We start from the raw sequence: 20910 nt of genomic DNA on the forward strand, positions 1-20910 counted from the left end.
CACATGAGGTTTGCTGTACTAATCTGCTAACACACTTAATCTGGAACGCGGGGGGTGTTCATGAAGTGGCTAAAACGAATTTGCACCGGACTGGGTGCGCTGGTTCTTGTGCTCGTCGCCATCACCCTGGTGGTGAGTCTCGTCAGCCGTGACAGCGTGCCGCGACAGGCGGTACTGAGCATCAATCTGGAGCAGGGCGTGATCGAGTCCGTCCCGGACGACCCGTTGGCCAGGGCCATGCTGGGGGAGCGCCTGATTCTGCGTGATGTGGTGGAGACCATTGACCGGGCCGCCGAGGACGATCGAGTCAAGGCCCTGATCGCCCGGGTGGGCGGTGCCAGTCAGGGCACGGCGGCCGTTCAGGAGCTGCGCCAGGCGGTGCTCCGCTTCCGCGAAAGCGGCAAACCGGCCATTGCCTATGCCGAGACCATTGGTGAGGTGGGGCCCGGCAACCAGGGTTACTACCTGGCCACCGCCTTCGACGAGATTCACATGCAGCAATCCGGTGATATCGGCCTGGTGGGGCTGATGACGGAAAGCCTGTTCCTGGGCGGCGCCTTCGAAAAGTTCGACGTGGAACCGCGCTTCGATCATCGCCATGAATACAAGAATGCCAAGAACATGTTCACCGAGACCGGCTACACCGATGCTCATCGGGAAGCCGAGCAGACCCTGCTCGATGACATGTTTTCGGTCATGGCAAAGGATATCGCCGAGGCCCGTGGTCTGAGTGTGGATGAGGTGCGGAGCCTGATTGATCGAGGTCCCTTCCTGGGCCGTGAAGCCCTCGATGCCGGGCTCATTGACGGCATTGCCTATCGCAGTGAAATCAACGACTTGCTTGAAGAGCGGGTGGGTGGTTTCGAGCTGATCGAGCAACGGCGTTATCTTGCGCTGGCCGGCCGTCCCCATCAGCGGGGCACCGGTGTGGCGGTGATCCATGGCACCGGCGGAGTGGGCCGTGGCGAGAGTGGATTCAGTCCGCTGTTCGGCAATGTCTTCATGGGCTCGGATACCGTCAGTCGGGCCTTCCAGAGCGCCATCGACGATGCCGAGGTCAAGGCCATTCTGTTCCGTGTGGACAGCCCCGGCGGCTCCTATGTCGCCTCCGACGCCATTCTCCACAAGGTGCGCCAGGCCCGTGCGGCCGGCAAGCCGGTGGTGGTGAGCATGGGCAATGTGGCGGCCTCCGGTGGCTATTTCGTGGCCATGGACGCGGATCGCATCATCGCCCAGCCGGGCACCATCACCGGTTCCATCGGTGTCCTGGGCGGCAAGCTCCTGACCAGTGATTACTGGGAAGAACGCTTTGGCATTCGCTGGGAATCACTGGTTACCAGTGACAATGCCACCATGTACAGCAGTGGCCATGACTACAGCGAACAGGGTTGGCAACGCCACCAGGATTGGCTGGACCGGGTGTACGAGGATTTCGTGGCCCAGGCCGCCGCCGGCCGGGACATGAGCTACGAGGAACTGGAAGCCTTCGCCAAGGGACGCATCTGGACCGGGCAGCAGGCTCTGGAACGCGGCCTGGTTGACGGCGTGGGTGGCTACGGTGAATCCATGGCCGCCATCCGCGAACTGCTGGAACTGGACGCTGATGCTCCGCTCAAGCTCAAGGCTTATCCCGAGCCCAAGGGCTGGATGGGGCTGTTGGGTGGGGGGTCGCCGCAACCCGTGGCCACCAGCGCGGCCGTACAGGCACTGGAGAGCATCCAGCCCCTGATGCGCCAGCTGCGTCGCGCGGGCATCGTCGGTGAAAAGGCGATACTCGAAGCGGATATCCCTGAGGTGAAATGAACCATCAGACAATCAACGTGCCCGACAAGTCGTAATCGTAATCGTAATCGTAATCGTAATCGGCTCTTAATCGGGCAATCGAAGCCAAACAACGAGCTGCAGGCAGAACCGTTCCGAAGGGTTCCCCGCCTGCAGCTCGTTTTTTTTAAAATCCGACAACGACAACGACAACGACAACGACAACGACAACGACACAAATGCGTCGGGAACGTATTTGAACTCGCGCTCTGCGCGAGGCCCCGACCGCAGGGAGGGGTGAGTCTCATGGATGAGACGAATAACGACAGCGGCTGGGTCTTGTATAATCCCCCACCATGCCTCGATCACTCCCCATCCTCGCCCGTCTGTTCAACGTCAGTGGCCGAATCCGTTTCGCCGATCACGCCATTCGCGAAACTGCCGGCAATGTGCCGGCCGCCTTCCGTTCTGCCTGCCAGGACATCGCCCGCCTGCACCGGGTGAAGAAGGGGCGGGTGGATATCATCGGCCGGGGCCGGCGTCAGCATCTGCATTTCAGCCGGGATCTGCCCGCATCGGCTTGCCAGGCGATTGCCAATTGCTGGACACCACCGCCCGGGCCGGAGCGGGGCGGTGCCCGGAAGTCACGTTGACCGTCAGTCATTGACGTCCTTGTCCGCACCGTCACGGCTGCGGTGGTGACGGGCGTAAAAGGCTTCCTTGTGGGCGTACATGCGGGCATCGGCTTCCGGCATGACCCGATTCGGTGGATGCTGATCCGAACCGGCGACACCGACGCTGATCTCCACCGGCAGCTCGGATTGACGCCCGTTGCCGAGGCGAATTCGTCCACTGGATTCCTGGCAGGCCCCCATCAGGCGTTCCACCGCACGCATGGCGTCCGCTTCACGGCAGTCATGACACAGCACGACAAACTCATCACCGCCGAAGCGTGCCACTACATCGGATTTGCGAGCATGGCGGCGCAGGCGCCGGGCCACGGTTCGTATCAGTTCGTCACCGGCTTCATGCCCGAGGCGGTCGTTGGCCTGCTTGAGGCCGATCACATCCAGCATGATGACTGAAAAATCCGCCGCATCATGGCTGCGCTTGCGCTCCATGGCGTCATTCAGCTGTTCCTCCAGATAACCCCGATTGTAAAGACCGGTCAGGGCATCGGTTTCCGCCGCCTTGCGCAGCTCCTCGGTGAGCAGTTTGTTCTGCAGGGCCGAGGCGAGCTGATCCACGAACAGCGTGAGAATTCGTCCAAGAAACTCCGCCCGCTTGCGGTCCATGACCAGATAGCCGCTGGCCTGATCCATGTATTCATGCATGGGCAGAGCCAGGAGCGGGCGGGGCAAGCCTTCCAGTACCAGAGGCTGACCGCGATCATTGCTGGCATTGTGAGCCGTAAGGCGACGAATCATGCTTTCCTGAAGGTGTTCGGGCACACCCCGGAACACCGCGTGAAGGAGAAACCGTGGTCGCCCACGATCAAACAGCAATAGACCAAAGGGGTGGCCCGACTGGAGGCGTCGGAAATGCTCCAGCGTGCGCTCGATCAGTTCCTTGACCGTGCCGGTTTCATTGCTGATCGACGCATATTCCAGCAGGGAGCGAAACACCTCATTGTTCTGCTCGATGGCACGGTGAGCACGCGCCAGTTTGGTGTTCTGGCGATAGTAGGTAATGCCCACGCCGAGAATGTAGAGCAGACTGGCGCTTGCCATGTAGAGGGTGACCATCAGGCTGGCGTGGGGTTCGAACTGGAATCCGCCAAACAGTACCCAGAGCAGGGCGCCGGCAAGAAAGCAGATCGCCGCCAGGCCCAGACGAGCGGGGCCACCGTTGATGGCGTTGTTGAGCAGGGTGGCGAGCAACAGGGCAAAGGTGATCCACAGGGTGAAGCCGAGTGCGGCCGACCAGACGCCCAGCATGATGCTGTCCGCCAGCAGGTTCTTCTGTTCAGCAGACTTGGAATCGCGTGCCAGACGGGCATGGGCGAAGGCCAGATGCGGGTACAGGATGAAGGTGGCCACGGCCAGCAGCAGGGTGGTGGTGCCGAACTCGCGTTCCGCCGTCAGCAGCAGAATGGCCACGAAGGTGCTGCCAAAGCCGAGTGCCCGGGGCAGATAATTGATCCGGGCGATGCGGTGGATGGATTCGGACTGTTCGGGGCCGGACATGGCTTGCCTCGCTGCTGGCATGCATCAGGGGGTGTGGCCCCGTCCGTGGTTTATCCGGCCCTGATGGCGGTGATGGTTTCCCTGTGTATCCGCTCCTGTGACTACCAGAGGTGGTCACGGTTTCTTTTTCGCCATGATTGAAGTCTAGACGCTGCCGGAACGGCCGGTGGCGCCGTTCCGGACAGCCGGTGGCTCAAGGAGTCTCCAGAGGTTCCCTAGAACAGAAGGGCGAGCAGGCCGCCGGCCTGCTTGCTGAAGGCAATGGCCATGGTCTGGACGAACAGCAGCACGGCCAGGAAGAACAGGCCCCAGCGCAGGCTGCCCGCCCCGGCCCGGAAAGCGGCGATGCCCACCCCGATGTAGGCGGCAACGAACAGCAGCTTGAGCAGCATCCAGCCTTGCGTGAGGAAGGCCCAGCCGGTCATGCCCAACAGGACGATACCGCTCAGCAACAGCAGGGTATCCAGCACATGCGGGGCAATTTTCGCGAAGCGGTTGGCCGGTTTCTCGCCAGTGACCAGCAGCCAGCCACCCCGCAGCATGAAACCGAGGATGCTCAACAGGGCTAGGGTCATGTGCAGATGCTTGATGCCCATATACATGGTGAAAACTCCTTCGAAAAAGGCTTGACAGAATGCTGTTGCGTTGTGGCGACAATGGCCAACGATTGCTCATTCCAGGGCGTGGGCCGATGATTGGCCGCCCTGGCGCTTTATGCACAGGGATATCCACAGATATTGTGGATGAACCGTGTACCGATGGTATCTGAACCGCCCGCCCCGGGGCAGTTTCCCGCTTTCCGGTCAACCATCCTCCACAATATACGTTAACCATGCACAGGGGCGATCCCCACCGTGAATGTCATGGCGAGAATGTATCCGTTGAGCCTCGCGTGTTGTTGCACACCGGCGACATCAGACACCCGCCGACAGGCCTGTCATGCTGGTGAAATAATGCCCATTTCGGTGGATGCCTTATCGACTCGAAGGTCCGGTCGGATTATTCACAAGCTTATCCACAGAATCTGTGGAAACTTGTACAACAGGCCGTTATTGCGGTTGGGCCGGTGGTAATTGAGCGTGGTCGCCGTGAGCAAGCCAGGACAGCTTCTTAGGGGCTATTGTTCATAAAGAGTTTCGTTTTTTTACCGAAGCCGTTATTTTCAGTCAATTTTTCCTGAGTTTGAGCTACTATTGGGCTGCAGGTAACAAATTCAGGCCGGATGATCTCCGTTCAGGGGAGTGTCCGGTTTTTCCTGCTCCATCGGCAAGCTGGCCGCGCGGCACTGGTTTTCGCGGCCAGACTTGACCGGGTGCGGGCCGCTGGAGCGATGCAATGGATTCAGCTTCCGGAACGCTGCGCATGGCCGTTGCCGCCGTACAGGCGAGGCAGGCCCGTGTGCAGCGAGGTCTGAAGCAACATTTCGAGAACGCGAGGGACTGGCTCAGGGAGCAGCCGGCGCCTGCTTTCCGACACCTGCTTTTCTGGATCATCGTGGCCGTTGCCATTCCCACCACCGCCTGGTTTCTGACTGCGGCGTGGATTGCCCATGACCGCTACCAGACGGTCCGTTCCATGAATTACACCGGGCAGCTGGCCGATTTCGCTCTCGCCGGAAATCGCCTGATCCATGCCCTGCAGCTGGAACGTAGCCTCTCTGCGGCCCATCTTGTGGAAGGCGACCCCTTCTTCTCGGTCCGGCTTGCCGAGGCGCGTCAGGAAACGTCCCGGCACATGCGACAGGTTCAGCATCAGATGCTCAACCTGCCGGCGGCGCCGCTGACCAGGCAGCTGGACAACTGCATGCAGGAAGTTCGTGGCGTGGAGGAGCGTCTTCAGAGCCTTCGCCACAACATCAATCTCGGTCATCTGACGGTCATGGAAGGTGTGGATGGCCTGAGCATCGTCATCGAGGATATTCACGCCTGCCTGTCGGTGGTGGAGCAGGCCAGCAATGAATCCGCCATTACCCAGCGCCTGCGGACGCTGCGGGCCTTCGCTGCCTACAAGGATTTTGCCGATCTGGAACGCAGTTATGGTACCGCCCTGCTGGCAGCGGGTATCCCTGATCCTGGTGTCTATCGTCAGTTCCTGCACCATGCCGAGCTTCAGGCACCCTACGCACGACGCATCCTGACGGAACAGGATTCGGGGCTGGAGAAGGCCCTCGGGTATGTGCATGACAGTGAGGTGGAACAGCGCCTGCACGACCTCCGCACGGTGATGACCCAGGCCATTGACGGGCGGAGTGATGCAAACCGCAATGCGCTGCCGGTTCCGGAAGTCTGGTTTGCCGTTGCCAGCGATCGCCTGGAAGCCTTGCATCAGGCCGAGCGCATGCTGATGGACAAGCTCTCGTCCACGGTGGCGGGAATTGATGCTTCCGCACGTCAGGATCTGCAGCGGGTGCTGGCCGCCTTCGGTGTCACTGCCCTGGCCGTGCCGCTGTTATCCCTGGGCATCGCCGCCGGTGTTGGCCGTCGTATTCGCCTGGAGCGTCGTCAGAACCGCAATATCCGCTTTCTGGCAACCCGGGACTTTCTCACCGGTCTCTACAATCGGCGTCGTTTCGACGAGGTGGCCAGACGGGTCATCGCCAAGGCTCGGCGATATGACCGCAAGGCCGCTCTGCTGATCATCGATCTGCACCGTTTCACGGACATCAACCATATCTGGGGTGAGGCCGTGGGCGACGCCGTGCTGCGCGAGACGGCCAGCCGTCTCAAGGTCGTCGCCGGACGTCATGCCCTCATCGCGCGAACCTACGGCGATGAATTTTCCATTCTGCTGCCTGATTGCAACGATCATGTGGAGGCGGAAGTGCAGGCCCGGCAGATCATGGCCGTGTTCAGTGCGCCCTTCGACCTGGAACACCGCTCCATCAATATTCAGGCAAGCGGGGGTGGTGCCGTTTTCCCGGATGATGGCAGTGACCAGGAAGAAATGATGGTGGCCGCCCGCCTTGCCCGGGACGTGGCCAAGGAGTCCAGCAGCGACAGCTTCCATTTCTTCTCTGCCGGAATGTATGAACGTTTCGAATACCAGGTGGTGATCGAGGAGGGCCTGAAACAGGCGCTGAGCAACAAGGAATTCGAGGTCTACTATCAACCTCGTTTGCGCCTGCCGGATCAGAAGCTGGTTGCCGTGGAAGCGTTGGTGCGATGGAATCACCCGGCTCTCGGTCAGGTCAATCCGGAGGATTTCGTTCCCGTTGCCGAGGCCAACGGCAGCATCGTCCGCATTGGTCGCTGGGTGCTTGAGGAGGCCTGCCGTCGTGCCGTGGATTGGCAGCGGGACGGCTTGCCGGACTTGCGGGTCTCGGTCAATCTCTCGGCTGTGCAGTTCCACCAGTCCGACATCATTGCCGACGTGACCCGTGCACTGGAGAAGAGCGGGCTTCCGGCTGACCGGCTCGAGCTGGAGCTGACCGAAACCGCCGTCATGGCCGACATTGATCAGAGTGCCGAGATCCTCCTCAAGCTGCGTGAGCTGGGCGTGATGCTCTCCATTGATGACTTCGGTACCGGATACAGCTCGCTCAGTTATCTGCAGCGATTCCCGGTTCAGCAGCTCAAGCTCGACAAGAGTTTTGTCCATGGCCTGCCCCAGGATGCCGATGCCGTTGCCATTGCCCGAACCATCATCAACTTGAGCCAGGGGCTTAACCGTGAAGTGGTGGCCGAAGGGGTCGAGAATGCCGAGCAGGCACAATTCCTGAGTGAGGCCGGCTGCAAGGAAGGGCAGGGCTATTACTTCAGCAAACCATTGACGGCCCGTGAGCTGAGCGCCTTCGCCAGCGAAAAATCCAATCTGCCTGCCGAATCGGGATCCGGTTACTGAGACCGGCCTTGGCCCTTCACCGACAGCTGGACGCGTCTCGGCGATATCCATCCTGAAGGCAGCGATTGATCAGAGGTTCCTCAGCCCGCCAATCGCTCGGCCAGGCCGGAATGGCGGCGGGTCTGGCGGCCGATGGCGGCACGCAGGATGTCTTCAGGGCCGTGCAGGCTCAGGCTTTTCCTGGCGCGGGTAATGCCGGTGTAGAGCAGCTCCCGGGACAGAACCGGGGTATCCACCGCCGGCAGCAGCAGGTGCACATGCTCGAACTCCGAGCCCTGGCTCTTGTGCACCGTCATGGCGTAGACGCTGTCATGTTGGGGCAGGGCCGTGGGCAGCAGGGCGCGGGGTTGCTCGCCCGTCTGGAACCAGACCCGCCGTCGCCCGGCCTTGTCCGCCAGGCAGATGCCGATGTCGCCGTTGAACAGCCCCGCCCGGTAGTCATTGTGCTGGATGATGATGGGCCGGCCCGGATACCAGGTTTCGGCCGGGTCCAGGCCAGCTTCCCGGCAGAGACGCTCGTGGATGGCCTGGTTGAGGCTGTCGCTGCCAGTGGGGCCGACGCGGGTGGCGGTCAGCAGCTGGATCTCGCCCAACCGGGCCAGGGCGGCCACCGGGTCGCTTTCGCTGAGCAGGGGGGCATGCGCCGCCGCCACGGTTTCAACCAGGGCGTCGAGCCCGTCGCCGGCGTCCAGCCGCGCTTCGATGGCTTCCGGCGCGGCTTCCCGGATCACGCCCATGGCCGAATCGGCATCGCCGGCGTTGACTGACGCAGCCAGTCGGCCGATGGCACTGTCGGCGGTGAAACGGTGGCTGGTCTGCAAGGTGACCACATGATCGGCCAGCGGCGGCAAGGGCGGGTCGGCGGTGGGGGCGTCCGACTTGAGCAGGGGCGCGAAGGCCTCGCGCTGTTGGGGACCGAAACCGTTCACGCCGGCCGCCCGGCACAGCTCGGCCAGCACCGATCCGGATTCCACCGAGGCCAGCTGGTAGCGGTCACCGAGCAGGATCAGGCGCCCATGGCGCGGCATGGCATCCACCAGCTTGGCCATCATCGGCAGGTCCACCATGGAGGCCTCGTCCACGATCACCACATCGGCATTGAGGGGGTTGTCGCGGTCATGGCGTGGCCGGGTGGTGTCACCGCGCAGGCCCAGCAGGCGGTGCAGCGTGGCGGCATCCTCCGGCAGGCTGGGCCCGAGGGCCTCGCTGTCGGGCAGATCCGCCAGGCCATTGCGCATGGACTCCATCATGCGCGCGGCGGCCTTGCCGGTGGGGGCGGCCAGGGCGATGGTGGGCACCGGGGTCTGGCGGGCGGCGGCATCCGCGAGCAGCAGTTTGACCAGGCGCAGCACGGTGTAGGTCTTGCCGGTGCCGGGGCCGCCGGAGATCACGCAGAAGCGGTGGCGCAGGGCGGTGGCGGCCGCCACCGCCTGCCAGTGGGTCTCTTCATCGCCCACCCAGGCGTAATCAAACAGTTCGCCCTCGCGCTCCAGGGGGGCGGTGTCCACCGCCGCCGGGGCGGTGCCGATCATGGCCTTCAGGCGTTCGGCCAGCAGGGCCTCGTATTGCCAGTAGCGATGGAGGTAGAGCCGCTCGCCCTCCAGGATAAGGGGCCGGGCTTCGCCGGGCTCGCCCACCAGCCGGCTTTCCGCCAGCGACTGGCGCCAGGCGGCCGTCTCGCAGATGGGGTTTTCCTCGGGGATCGCCGGGGGTGCCTGCTCGTCCAGCGGCAGGCAGGTATGGCCTTCGCCCACGGCCCGGTTGGCCAGCGCCAGGGCCAGTGCCACACGTTCGTCGGCACCATGGCGCAGGCCCCAATCGGCCAGGGCGGTGTCCACCGCCCGCAGCCGGCCCTCGGCGCAGGCCCGTCGCAATCGTTGGGCAAGACTCATAGCAGCACCCCCTGTTCGGGCTCAGGACGGGTTCCGGCCAGCGCCCGGTCCAGCGCCGTGATCAGCGCCGTGGGCGGCTGGTCGCTGAAGACACCGTCTGAATGTTCGCCACCGCGCATGCCCCGGAGGAAGAGATAATGCACCCCGCCCAGGTGGGTCTCCGGTTGGTAGCCGGGCAGCCGCAGGGCCAGGTGACGGTGCAGGGCCACGCAATAGATCAGGTATTGCAGGTCGTAATGGGCCACGCTCACCGCCTGGCGCAGTCGGGCCGGGGCGTAGTCCGCCTGGTCGGGGCCCAGGTCATTGGTCTTGTAGTCGATCACGTAATAGCGGCCGTCGGCTTCCACAATAAGGTCGATGTAGCCGTGCATGAGCCCGGCCAGGGTTTCCCGCTGGCGGGCCTCCGGCAGTTCGATGGCGTAACCGTGCCGGTGCAGCTGGTCCATGACCGTCGCCACCGATTGCCCGCCCAGGCCGAGCATGAATTCCATCTCCGCCAGTCGTTGCGTGGCCGGCACGGCGGCGAGGGGGCCGATGCCGGGCAGTTGTGTGTGCAGGCAGCGCGAGATCAGCCCGCCCACCTGTTCCAGCAGTGTCTGCCGCGCCCGGCCGTCGGGCAGGACCAGGCCGGCATCAACTAGCTGCTTTTCCACATGGCCCTTGTGGGACTCGTCCAGAGGCTGGTCCGGGCCGGGCCAGTCGGCGAAGTCGGCCTTCTCCAGCATGTCGTGGACCGCAATACCGAAACCGGCACCGCGCAGGCCGATGTCGCCACCGGCGGCGGCCAGTTGTTCATCGGCCACTTCGTCGCCGGCGCCGGTGCCCAGTTCGGTGCCGGCGGTGGCGTGGGCCGCGCCACGCACCAGGCGTGTAAAGCTGAACACCGACCAGGGCGGCCGCGGCCGCGGCCAGTCCGAACGGGCCTCACCGGCCGGCGCCGGTGGGCGCGGGGCGCGGGCGTCCGGCGGCAGGGTGTCGGGCAGCGCCTCCAGCCGGATGGCGCCTGGCGCCTGTTCGGCCAGCACGCCCAGGCGCTCAGCGGTGCATTCGGGCGTCATCCATTTTGGCGCCTTGGTGCTGCGGTCCCGAACATCGGCACTGACCCCGTCGGCCTGGTGCAGCAGCCAGGCCAAGGCGCCGTTCTGGGCGGTGTTGATCGGGCCCCAGGGCAGGTAACAGGCCTGCTCGGCCCGGGTCAGGGCGACGTACAGCAGGCGGATCGCCTCGGCCCGGTCCTCGGCGATGGCCTGCCTGGCAGTGTCGTCGCCGGGGCCGGCCAGGAAGTCCAGGCAGGCCCGGCCCTGCTCGTCGTGGTGGAGGAAGGGTGGCTTGTCGGCCGCCCCGCCGGCGCCCAGCAGCGGCGCGAAGGGCAGCAGGACGATGCCGTACTGCAGGCCCTTGACCTTGTGCACCGTGGCGATGCGGATCAGGGCATCGTCGGATTCCAGGCGCAGTTGTCGTTCATCGTCGCCGCTATCCCCGCCGGGGTCTTCGATCATGCGGTGGAGCCAGTCAATCAGCCCGTCCGGGCCGAATTGCTCGCCACTGGCCTGCTGCAGCAGCTCGGCCAGCTGCAGGTAATTGCTCATGCGCCGCTCACCATCCTCCAGGGCCAGCAGACGCGGGGCCTCGTCCTGCAGCAGGGGCTGCAGCATGGCCAGTACCCCGGCCTGCCGCCAGGCTTCGTGGGCCTGCTGGAAACGGGCGGTGACCTGGCGCCATGCCTCTTCGTCCTCCGCCAGCCGGATCAGGTCACCCAGGCGGTGGCCCAGGAGTGGCGTGGCCAGGGCCGCCCGCAGGGCGTCCTCGTCGGCGGGGGTGGCCGTGGCCTGGAGCAGGCGCAGCAGGTGCTCGGCTTCCTCGCTGGCAAACACGCTCTGCTGGTGCAGGCAGACCGCGGCGATGCCGCGCCGGCTCAAGGCCTGTTGCACGGCCGCCGCCTGGTCATTGGTATTGACCAGCACGGCAATGTCGGCCGGCGCCAGGGGGCGGGGCGCTTCCCTTGCCTTCACCACCTCGCAGCGCCCGTCCAGCAGCTGATGGATCTGGTGCACGGTGGCATCGATCAGGCGGGGCTCGGCGTTCTTCTTGGGCAGGGCTTCGTCCATCCGCCACAGGGTCATGGCCGGCAGGGGCTCGCCGTCGCGGCGGATCTCCCGGTCGCCGGCCTTGCGTCCGGCCTTGACCGGCTGAAAGCGAATATCCTCGATCACGAAGGCCTGTTCGCCACCGGCGCGAAAGACCGTTTCCACCGCATCCAGCACGGACTGGGTGGAGCGGAAGTTGGTGTCCAGGTGATAGCGGGCATCGGCGTCCCGCACTGCCTGCAGATAGGCGAAGACATCCCCGCCACGGAAACCGTAGATGGCCTGCTTGGGGTCACCGATCATCAACAGCCCGCCACGCTCGCGTTCCCGGTAGATGCGGCGCAGGATGGCGTACTGCAGCGGGTCGGTGTCCTGGAACTCATCCACCAGGGCCCAGGGCCAGGTGCTGTGCAGGGAGTCGGCCAGGGCTGGCCCGCCCTGTTCATCATGAATGGCCTCCGACAGGCCGGTGATCATGTCATTGAAACTGTACTTGCGGCGTTCCCGCTTGCGGGCCAGGACCGTTTCCCGGACGTGTGCCAGGGCCTCGCGCAAGGCGCCCAGGCGGCCCAGGGGCTGGACCTCGGCCAGAGCCCGGCTCAGTGCCAGCTCCTGGGGCCGGAACCAGCTCTCGGCGGGTTTTTTCTTGCACAGCGCCCGCACGCCCTCATCCGAGCCCAGTTGCACCAGCCAGTCAGGCAGGCCCACATGCCCGTTCGCGGTGCCCATGACACCGGCGCCAATCTGGCTGGCCAGTTCCCCGGCGCCACCGGCCCGCTGCAGGGCAGTTTCCAGGCTCTTTTTCTTGAGAAAGGCCTGCTCGGCCTCGCATTGCTCGAGCAGCTCGGCGAGCCTCTCGCCTTCGGCTTCCCAGAGACGGCGGGCCCTGGCGGTGAGCTTGTCGATGCGGGCCGGGTCCGGTCCGGTGAGGCTCACATGCGGCTTTCTCAGGACCGGCTCCAGATCCTTTTTCAGCGCTTCCGGGTCGGGCCAGAGCTGCAGAAAGGCCAGGGCCTGGTCAGCGGGACGGCCCACCACCTGGCCGCGCCAGTAATCGCTGATCACCTCGGTGAACAGGGGTTGGTCGTCCACCTGTTCACCCCGGTCGAAGGGCAGGGCGCTGTCGAAGGCATTTTCCGCGGCGGCCTGCTGGGCGAAGCCGTGGATGGTGCTGATGGTGGCCTCGTCCATGCGCGCGGCGGATTCACGCAAGTGGCGGATCACGGCTTCCCGCCCCCGTTGGCCGGCCACCCGCTCAATGATGGTCAGGGCGAATTGCTGTTCGTGATCGTCGTCTTCGGCCGAGTCCGGGTCCATGGCCAGCCGGGCGGCCTGGCCCAGGCGGGCGCGAATGCGTTCCCGCAGCTCCTGGGTGGCGGCACGGGTAAAGGTCATGACCAGAATCTCGCGCACCGACAGCCACTGCTCCAGCAGCAGGCGCAGGTAAAGCCCGGCCAGGCTGAAGGTCTTGCCGGTGCCGGCGCTGGCCTCGATCAGGCGCAGGCCATGCAGCGGCACCGTGGCCGCGTCGAAACGCTCCCATTGCGGTTCGCGCCGGCTCATGTGGCTTCTCCTTCCGTGCCCGGTGCCTCATCCGCCGGAATCAGGTGAGCGGTCAGGGGCCCACAGATGGCTTCGGCAACCCGGCAGAAGTCGCTGCTCTCGGCCTCGGCGCCAAGGAAGTACGGGGCCGGCGCCAGCACCAGCCGGAACCAGGGATCCGAAAGTTCCCAGGCTGGTGTCCAGGTGTTGGCCAGGTAACCGTTGCGTGACTCCAGGGCCTCGTCCGGCGATTTGGGTTCCTTCGTGTGTGCCGGGGACTGTTCTTCGGCAAAGCGCCCGCCCAGGCTGGGCAGGAAAGGCAGGGGATGCTGGCGGCCTTCATGATGAAGATCCAGCCATCGCTCGAGCTGCTCACGCGCCGCTTCCCGGCTGAGTTCCGCGGCCATCACGCTCAGGCTGCCCTCCGCCAGGCCCGCGCACTGGAGTCGGCCGTCGTGGCCGGCCGCCCGCAGGGCCAGATAGTCCAGCCAGAAGGCGAGGCGGTGGCGGGTGCCCAGCTTGCCCACCTGGATGCGTCGCAGGCCGTCCGGGAAGACGTCCCGCACCACGCCGCGCAGGCGGTGCTCGCCAAGGCGGAGGTCAATGTCCACGGCCTCGGCCGGGTCGCCGTTGTCATGCCAGGCCTGCCAGGCCGGCAACAGGGCGTTGACGTCTTCAACAAGAGCGCGGTATTCGGGCCGGTCCAGGGGCGGGGGCGGCAGCACGCCACGGGCGCGGATGAGCGCGTCGGGTTCCGGTGTCAGGGGCCCGTCTTCGCAGGCCCGCTGGAACAGTTCCCGGCGCAGCTGGTGGGCGGTCAGCCCGTCCACGCGGCGCGGTTCCTCGTCCTCCAGCAGGCTTTCCTTGCTGTCCAGGGCCAGGTGCAGGCATTCGCGGAAGAAGTAGCGTGGCGGATGATCCACAAAGCGGGCCAGATCCGCCAGACCGACCGTGGTCTCCGTGGGCGGCCGGGCACGGCTGCCGTCGACAAAGTGCGGCGCCGTGGTGCGGTCGCCGAACTGGGCCCGGGTGCCGGCCAGCCATTCGCCCTGGAAGGTGAAAACCCGTTCCTCCTCCCCGGCGTCGAAATAGCGGCGGCTGAAGGGCTGCATGGGCTGGTGGGTGATCAGGCGCTGGTGGGCGGCCTTGCGATCCAAGGCGCGCAGGTAATGGCCGTGGAGGAAATCCAGCAGCTCGCCCACCACCGGCGAGGGCTCCAGCTCCTCGCCACTGCGCACGTCCTGGCCGGTGAAGGAAAGGTAAAAGGTATCCCGCGCCGCCATCACGGCCTGCAGAAAGAGCAGGCGGTCGTCATCCCGGGTGCTGGCATCCCCCAGGCGCGGGAAGCGGCGGATGAGATTGAAACTGCGATTGCGATCCTGGCGGGGGAAATCACCGTCGTTCATGCCGAGGATGGCCACCATGCGAAAGGGCACGGCCCGCAAGGGCACCAGGCCGCAGAAGGTGATGCCCGCGCCCAGGAAAGGCTGGCGTTCGCCGCTGTCATCCAGCGCCTGACCGAGCGCCTCGCGGACCGCCTCCCAGGAAAGGAGCGTGTCCCCGCCCAGGTTGTCGTCCGCTGTGCCCAGTACCTGCAGGGCCTCGTGGACCATGGCCATGGCCATGGTCTCCTGGGGCTCTTCGCGGTCAGGGGCGAACAGGTCGTCCAGCATGGCATTGAGCCGCTCCCGCCAGTCCGCCGCACTGGCCGGCTCAGCCAGGGTGTCGCGCCAGTGGCGCAGGCGCTCCAGCAGCCACCAGAGCTTGCCCAGGGCCGCGGTACCGCCGCCCTCCAGTTCGCTCCAGGGCGCCACGTCGGCGGTGAGGCGGTCATCGTCGGCCTGGGCCAGGCCCAGCAGCAGACGGTCGAGGCCGAAGCGCCAGCTGTTCTGTTCCCAGTCGCCGGCGCCGGCCGCCTGACGGGTGCCGGCGTCCAGGCCCCAGCGCACCCCGGCCGCCGCGATCCACTGGCTCAGGCTGTCCAGGTCGGCGCCGTCGAGACCGAAGCGGCGCATCACCGCGGGCACCGAGGCCAGGCCCATCACTTCGCTGGCCGTCCAGCGCGACAGTGGCAACTCCAGCAGTTCATGCACGCTGCGGGCGATCGGGTGGGTGGACAGCCGGGCCTGATCGGAAACGGTATAGGGCAGGGCATGGGCCCCCTCCTCGCCACCGAAGACGGCGTGAATGGCCGGGGCGTAGCGGGCCACGTCCGGCAGCATCACCAGGATGTCGCGGGGCTGCAGGGACTCATCGGCGGAAAGGCGGTCCAGGATCTGGTCATGCAGTACCTGCACTTCCCGCAGGGGGCCGTGGCAGGCGTGAATCTGCAGGGAGGCGTCGGGCCCGGCGTCATCGCTCTGGTCGGCCGCAGCGTCCATGCGAATGATGCCCCGCTGCAGGCGATGCAGCAGGGCATCGCCCTCGGGCGGCCGGTAGGCCAGGGCCTCGCCCAGCTCCGGTTCATGGATGGCCGAGAGCTCATCGGAATACAGCACCCGAAGAAAGTCCCGGGCCGGCCGGCCCAGACTGGCCAGCAGGGGATGACCACCCGCCACGGCGTCTTCGCCGGGGATACTGTCGGCGGACGGATCCAGGCTTAGGGAGACCTTACGGCTGTCGATATCACCCCAGTACTCGGCGCTGGGGTTCGGCAGCAGGTAATGCACGGACACCTCCCGGCCCAGGCCATAGAGCAGGCGCAGGTAGTCCGGCGGCAGGTTGCCCAGACCGAAGCAGTACAGCCGTTCCGGCCAGGCCTGCCGGTCCAGGCTGTCCGCGCTCTCTTCCAGGCCCTGGGTAAACTCGGTCAGCAATCGGGCGCGATGGCGTTCGCCCAGGCGGGCGACCAGCGCCCGCCACAAGGGGGCCTGCCAGTCTGCCGGCGCGCGGTCCTCGCCTTCACCGGTCTCCCATGCCGCCAGCATCTCGCGCCGATAGATCAGGTACTGGTCGAAGACATCGGCCAGTTGCTCGGCCAACTGCCAGCGCCGCAGTTCCGTCGGTTTGCCGTCGAGATAATGACCCACCCGCGGGATCGATTCGGCCAGCTCGGGCAGCATGGCATAGAGATGCCAGCGCAGGTTCTCCCGTTCATAGGCAGAGCTGTCCGGCGAGGCGGGCAGGCTGCTGCTGAGCAGGCGCCAGAAGAACTTCGCCGGCAACAGAAAGTTGAGATTGGCCGCCACGCCATCACTCTCGGCCAGCTTCATCTGCAGCCAGCGGCCCACGCCCCGGTTCGGCACCAGCACCGTCTCGGTGGCCAGCGGCCCGGCGGGCGAACGCGAGAGCAGAGCGCCCAGCAATTCCGCCAGGCGCTCCAGATCGTGGTGGTGATAGAGGTGAAACAAGAGGCCGCTCCTTCGCCGTGCCTGATCATTGCAGGCCATACCTTATCCCATCCGGGCGACAGATGATGTCGCTCAGCAGACGGGAACCGGATGGCAGGTCGCCGCCGTTTCGCCGCCGCCGAGCGGGCCGTCTGAACTCAGTTCCCCATTTTGAAAGTCGCGTTCACGGTTGCACTCAGGGAAATGGGTTCGGGCTCGAAACGGATGGCGGTATCTGCCTGCTCCATGCGAGAGCCGGTGACCATCAAGCGCTCGAAGCCGCTGGCCTCTTCGGCCCGGATGAGACGGCCCAGCTCACGTTCATCACCACGGGCGATGGCGGCGGCCCGCTGGCGGGCATCGGCGGTGGCTTCGGCCAGCAGCGCCTGCTGGATGGCGCGGGGATCCTGCAGACGCGACTGCACGCGCTGCAGCTCGCCGGCCCCCGAGACCAGCAGGTCACCGAGCAGGGCGCCCACATCCAGATCGGCATCCACGTTCAGGCGCACTTCCCGGGACAGGCGCATCTCGCCAAGCACCCGGCGCTGCTGTTCACGATCCCAGTGGCTCTCCTGGCGCAGCTGCACCTCCCAGGCGCGGATATCCTCATCCGCAAGGCCGTAGTCGCGTGCAATCGCCATGATGCGATCGAGGCGGTTCTCCAGCGGCCCGGCCAGGGCGGTGCCGTCCTCGCCACGTTCCACCAGCAGAAGATGTACCTGGTAGTAGTCGGGCATCTGTTGGCGTTCGGCCGAGCCGGTGACCGTGACGGTGTCGGGCCCGCCGTTCGTGGTCGCGGCATTGCAACCGGCCAGGGCAACGGCCAGCAGGGTGATCAGCACGCAGCTGAAGGTACGTGGATGGTATTTCATGTTCCCTCCCATTTTTTGCTTCATTCATAACGGGCGGCCAGGGCCCGGGCACCGGCCGCCATTTCCTCGCGCAGTGACTGAGGCTTGATGACCTCAACCGCGGCTGCAAAGCCCTGCAGCCACCAGCGCAACTGTTTGGTGTTCTGAACCGTGGCGGTGACGCGAATGCGCTCCCCGTCCAGTTCTTCCAGTGTCTGCTGCTTGCTCAGCGGCGTCTCCTTCAGATGTTGTGCCGCCTGGGCATCGAAATCGGCCACCAGTTCGATCTCCGGGCCTTCCACAATGTCGATGACACCCGAACGCACATAGCCGTGCAGATCGAAACCCTTCGGCCGCCAGGCCGTCTCATCAATCAACTCGGCTTCTTCCATGCGGTGCAGGGCCAGCAGTCGCACGTCCTCGTAATCCGCGAGGGTGCAGGCCAGGTACAGTAGGTGATCGCGCAGAATCAGGCCGAGTGGATTGATGCGGTATTCACGGCCTTCGCCCCCCTTGGAGGCGGCGTGGTAAACGGCCTGGAAGCGCACACCCTTGAGCAGGGCATCGTAGGCCACGCGAATGGCGTTCTCATCGCCCCGCGGCGGCAGCAGCGGCTGGCTGCGCGGGGCAATGGCCACCAGCTCCGACCACTCGCTCATGCCGGGTTCGCGATCGCGGATCTCCTCCAGCACATGCCGTGCCCGGTCCAGGTGCTGGTCGAGAAAGCTGCGCATGTTGTTGGGCAACAGCGGGCGGGAGAACTCGTTCAGCATGAGAAAGGCCAGGGCCGTGGCCGGGCTCATGCTGGGCAGCTCGATCAGGCGGGCATCCCTGGCCCAGGACCAGCCGCGCGGCCGGCCGTCGTCATGGGTGACGGGGAAGTACTCGATGAAGGTATTGAGATCCCGCTCCACCGAGCGCTTGGAGATGTTGAAGCCTTCATCCTCCAGGCGATCCCGCAGTTCCCCGGCGGTGGTCTTGTAGGGCCAGCGGGGCAGGCGTTCCAGAGTGCGGATGTAACGCAGGGCGGTCTTGGCAACGTCTTGGCTCATGATGTCCGGCTCCTTCCGGATTTTCCGCCCGGCCCGTAAGTCCGGCGTGGCGGCAGTTTATCGTCAGTGATTGTGAACCATGCCAAGCGGCCGCGACAACGGCTGTCGCAATGGCCGGGATAATGAAGACTATAGCTCAAGGCAGGGCGTCCGATTGGCGGCGCTAAGCGATCGCAAGAGCTTGGCGTAACAATCGGGCCCGCCAGGCTCACGAGCCGATTGCCTTGCCCGGCGTTCTACCGGAGGATGGGCCTGAACGCATTGATGTCATGCCCGGGCGCTGACCGGGCTTCACGGAAGGAGTCTGCCATGTCCATCAACAAGACCCGTGGCCTGCTGTATTGGCTGGCGCGACTGCTCGGCGACGTGAACGCCGTCAAGCGCGGCCGGGTAGGGCGCCGCATCGGCCGCCGCGCCGCCGGCCGCCTGACCGGGCGCGGCCTGGGGCGCCTGTTCCGCCGCTTCTGATCATTTAGCACTATATAGTGCGCATTTAGAGTCTCCTTGTTGGTACAAAAAGATTATATCGATCAATTAAGCGCGCATTATATGAGTGAAATAATGCGCAGGATGAGTTACAATTAGGTCATGAATTGATCGTTGTGAGACACATCATGCGCACAGTGGATTGGAAGTCTCTGAGTGACGAGGGTGTGCTTGGTACCCTCGGCGAGCGCCTGGCCCGCCATCGCCTGAACCGGAACCTGACTCAAGCCATGGTGGCCCGTGAGGCCGGCGTGGCCCGGCGCACCGTCTCGCGTCTGGAGAACGGCCATGCCGTGGACAGCCACAGCCTGATTCGCATCCTGCGCGCCCTGGACCTGCTGGACCGCCTGGATGCCTTCCTACCCGAACCGCTGCCCAGTCCGCTGGCCTTGGCCGAACGCCGGGGACAGGAGCGACAGCGGGCCCGGCCGGACGCCGAGCCGGTAGCGAAGGGCGTGGCCGATTCCTCCGGCTGGCGCTGGCCGGATGAGGAGGACCAATGAGCGGTCGTGCTGCCGAAGTCTGGCTCTGGGGTGCACAGATCGGTGCGGTAAGCTGGGATGCCGAGCGGGCCATCGGTGCCTTTGAATACACCCCGGCGTTTCAGGGCAGCGGCATTGAGATCGCGCCGCTGACCATGCCCCTCAAGCCCGGCACACAGCCGCTGATCTACCGCTTCCCGGAACTGGCACGCGAGACCTTTCATGGTTTGCCCGGTCTGCTTGCCGATCACCTGCCAGATCGCTTCGGCCACCGAGTCATTGATGCCTGGCTGGCGCGGGAAGGGCGTTCACCAGCGGATTTCAGCCCCGTAGATCGTCTGCTTTATATCGGCCGCCGCGCCATGGGCGCGCTCGAGTTTCGGCCGCCCGAAAGCCGGGTGCGCAAGGCCCAGCCCATCGATCTCGCCGCCCTCGTGGCCCTGGCCAACGACATCCTGGCGGAGCGGGAAGATTTCAGCACCGAACTGGGTCTGGACGAGGCCGAACACCGTGAGGCCATGAACGATATTCTGCAGGTAGGGGTCTCCGCCGGTGGGGCCCGGGCCAAGGCCATCATTGCCTGGAACTCCCGGACCAATGAAATTCGTTCCGGCCAGATCGATGTGCCGGAAGGTTTCGAGCACTGGCTGCTCAAGTTCGACGGCATCAGTCACAATCGTGATCGCGAGGCCCTGGCCGACCCCCAGGGCTATGGCCTGATCGAATACGCCTATTACCGCATGGCCCGTGCCGCCGGAATTGAAATGAGTGAGTGCCGTCTGCTGCAGGAGAACGGCCGCCACCATTTCATGACCCGCCGTTTTGATCGCAGCGAGAACGGTGGCCGCCTGCACATGCTCTCCCTCTGCGGCATGGCTCACCTGGATTACAACGAAGCCGGTGCCCATGGTTATGAACAGGCCTTCCAGGTCATTGAGCAGTTGGGCATGGGCAAGGATGCCATTGAAGAACAGTTCCGGCGCATGGCCTTCAATGTCCTGGCCCGCAATCAGGATGACCACACCCGCAACATCGCCTTCTTGATGGACCGCCGTGGCCGATGGCATCTGTCCCCGGCCTTTGATCTCACCCTGGCCTATAACCCCCGGGGGCAGTGGACCCATCGTCACCAGATGAGCATCAACGGCAAGCGTGATGACTTCCACCGCGACGACCTCCTGACGGTGGCCGAGCGTTTTCGCATCACCCGCCCGCGCGCCCGGGACATCCTGAGAACCGTCGATGACGCCATCGCTCGCTGGCCGGAGTTCGGGGAGGAAGCTGGAATCGACGGCGATGGCATCCGTCAGATCGGCGGCTTGCATCGGCGTCTCTCCGGCTGACCTCGATCAAGCAGGATGCAAAAAGAAAGGGGCCACAGGGCCCCTTTCTTCAATTCATT

The 20910-nt window shown here is 65.0% G+C and carries 13 protein-coding genes; 6 read left to right on the plus strand and 7 right to left on the minus strand.

Translation table 11 applies throughout. The features are described 5' to 3' along the window. Positions 1-60 precede the first annotated feature (60 nt). Together RBH19_RS03680 and RBH19_RS03685 are read left to right on the plus strand one after the other, a co-directional pair. Entirely contained in the window at positions 61-1803 is a 1743-nt protein-coding gene (locus tag RBH19_RS03680; RefSeq protein ID WP_306727463.1) for a S49 family peptidase, read from the plus strand. A gap of 314 nt (positions 1804-2117) precedes the next feature. Next, positions 2118-2414: a DUF3634 family protein gene (locus RBH19_RS03685; protein WP_306727464.1), complete on the plus strand. Its 297-nt coding sequence runs from the start codon at positions 2118-2120 to the stop codon at positions 2412-2414. Positions 2415-2417: 3 nt separating this feature from the next. Here the strand turns inward: RBH19_RS03685 and RBH19_RS03690 are convergent, their stop codons facing one another. Together RBH19_RS03690 and RBH19_RS03695 are read right to left on the minus strand one after the other, a co-directional pair. Beyond that, positions 2418-3947, minus strand: a complete 1530-nt coding sequence (locus tag RBH19_RS03690; RefSeq protein ID WP_306727465.1) for a sensor domain-containing diguanylate cyclase — start codon at positions 3945-3947, stop codon at positions 2418-2420. Between the two features lie 215 nt (positions 3948-4162). Continuing rightward, positions 4163-4549 (minus strand): SirB2 family protein, encoded by a 387-nt coding sequence (locus RBH19_RS03695; protein ID WP_306727466.1) that lies wholly within the window; start codon positions 4547-4549, stop codon positions 4163-4165. A 733-nt stretch (positions 4550-5282) separates the two neighbouring features. On the opposite strand from RBH19_RS03695, the gene RBH19_RS03700 reads away from it, so the two are divergent. Next, positions 5283-7787 carry a putative bifunctional diguanylate cyclase/phosphodiesterase gene (locus tag RBH19_RS03700; RefSeq protein WP_306727467.1) on the plus strand — a complete coding sequence of 835 codons (2505 nt, stop codon included), beginning with the start codon at positions 5283-5285 and terminating at the stop codon, positions 7785-7787. A gap of 80 nt (positions 7788-7867) precedes the next feature. Here RBH19_RS03700 and recD read toward each other — a convergent pair whose 3' ends face one another. The 5 genes from recD to RBH19_RS03725 form a co-directional block, all read right to left on the minus strand. Next, on the minus strand, positions 7868-9679 hold the full coding sequence (gene recD / locus RBH19_RS03705) for an exodeoxyribonuclease V subunit alpha (protein WP_306727468.1): 1812 nt from the start codon (positions 9677-9679) through the stop codon (positions 7868-7870). After that, positions 9676-13329, minus strand: a complete 3654-nt coding sequence (gene recB, locus RBH19_RS03710) for an exodeoxyribonuclease V subunit beta (RefSeq protein ID WP_306727469.1) — start codon at positions 13327-13329, stop codon at positions 9676-9678. The genes recD and recB overlap by 4 nt, the downstream gene beginning before the upstream one ends. After that, positions 13326-16697 carry an exodeoxyribonuclease V subunit gamma gene (recC, locus tag RBH19_RS03715; protein ID WP_306727470.1) on the minus strand — a complete coding sequence of 1124 codons (3372 nt, stop codon included), beginning with the start codon at positions 16695-16697 and terminating at the stop codon, positions 13326-13328. The genes recB and recC overlap by 4 nt, the downstream gene beginning before the upstream one ends. 98 nt (positions 16698-16795) lie before the next feature. Then, the gene (locus RBH19_RS03720) at positions 16796-17509 is read right to left on the minus strand and encodes an SIMPL domain-containing protein (RefSeq protein ID WP_306727471.1); all 714 of its coding nucleotides are present in this window, start codon (positions 17507-17509) and stop codon (positions 16796-16798) included. Positions 17510-17529: 20 nt separating this feature from the next. Then, positions 17530-18540, minus strand: coding sequence for a helix-turn-helix transcriptional regulator (locus RBH19_RS03725; RefSeq protein ID WP_306727472.1), 1011 nt, complete (start codon positions 18538-18540; stop codon positions 17530-17532). A gap of 309 nt (positions 18541-18849) precedes the next feature. Here RBH19_RS03725 and RBH19_RS03730 point away from each other — a divergent pair, with 309 nt between their 5' ends. From RBH19_RS03730 to RBH19_RS03740, 3 genes are all read left to right on the plus strand, one after another. Then, positions 18850-19008 (plus strand): hypothetical protein, encoded by a 159-nt coding sequence (locus tag RBH19_RS03730; protein ID WP_306727473.1) that lies wholly within the window; start codon positions 18850-18852, stop codon positions 19006-19008. Positions 19009-19154: 146 nt separating this feature from the next. After that, a complete protein-coding gene (locus RBH19_RS03735) occupies positions 19155-19529 on the plus strand; it encodes a helix-turn-helix transcriptional regulator (RefSeq protein ID WP_306727474.1) in 375 nt (124 codons plus the stop codon). Continuing rightward, the gene (locus tag RBH19_RS03740) at positions 19526-20851 is read left to right on the plus strand and encodes a type II toxin-antitoxin system HipA family toxin (protein ID WP_306727475.1); all 1326 of its coding nucleotides are present in this window, start codon (positions 19526-19528) and stop codon (positions 20849-20851) included. The genes RBH19_RS03735 and RBH19_RS03740 overlap by 4 nt, the downstream gene beginning before the upstream one ends. The last annotated feature ends 59 nt before the right edge of the window (positions 20852-20910 follow it).

It is taken from the genome of Natronospira bacteriovora (assembly GCF_030848495.1).
Lineage (GTDB): Bacteria > Pseudomonadota > Gammaproteobacteria > Natronospirales > Natronospiraceae > Natronospira > Natronospira bacteriovora.